This window comes from Streptomyces ureilyticus (genome assembly GCF_011045025.1).
GTDB lineage: Bacteria > Actinomycetota > Actinomycetes > Streptomycetales > Streptomycetaceae > Streptomyces > Streptomyces ureilyticus.
The window spans coordinates 1-719 of the sequence record NZ_JAAKZX010000507.1 but is presented as its reverse complement, the minus strand read 5'-3'; the positions used below and the strand labels follow the sequence as shown (position 1 = coordinate 719).

The window sequence follows — 719 nt, the reverse complement described above, 5'->3', positions numbered from 1 at the left end:
GCGGGCTGGTGGCCCGGCATCTGGTGACCGGCCACGGAATGCGGCATCTGGTGCTGGCAGGCCGCCGTGGAATGGAGGCCCCAAGGGCCAAGGAACTGCTGAGTGAGCTGGAGGAGTTGGGGGCGGACGTCTCCGTCGTAGCGTGTGATGTGGCGGACGGGGATGCGGTCGGGGGGCTGGTTGCCGGGATCGGGGCGGAGCATCCGCTCACCGCGGTGGTGCATGCGGCGGGTGTGCTGGCGGATGCGACGATCCCGGCCCTGACGCCCGGGGATCTGGATGCGGTGCTGCGGGCGAAGGCCGATGCGGTGGTGCATCTGCATGAGGCGACGCGCGAGCTGGATCTTGCGGGGTTTGTGCTGTTCTCGTCGGCGTCGGGGGTGCTGGGCAGTCCGGGGCAGGGCAATTACGCGGCGGCGAACTCCTTTCTGGACGCGTTCGCGCACGACCGCAGGGCGGCAGGCCTTCCGGCCCTCTCACTCGCCTGGGGCCTGTGGGCACAAACCAGTGACATGACCAAGGACGTCCAGGACGACGGAACCGCACGGATCTCCCGCTCCGGACTGGCCCCGATCACCAACGAACAGGGCATGAGACTGTTCGACGCCGCCCTCGGTACCGACCACGCGCTCCTCGTACCGATCAGGCTGGACCCCGCCGGACTACGAGCCCACGCAGACGCGGGAGCCTTCCCGGCCCTCCTGCGTGGACTCGCCCGC

General features: G+C 69.8%; 1 protein-coding gene. It reads left to right on the top strand.

Annotated elements, in window-relative coordinates; genetic code table 11:
* A partial coding sequence (locus tag G6048_RS48405) for a beta-ketoacyl reductase (RefSeq protein ID WP_165345928.1) occupies nt 1-719 on the top strand: 719 nt, incomplete at both ends.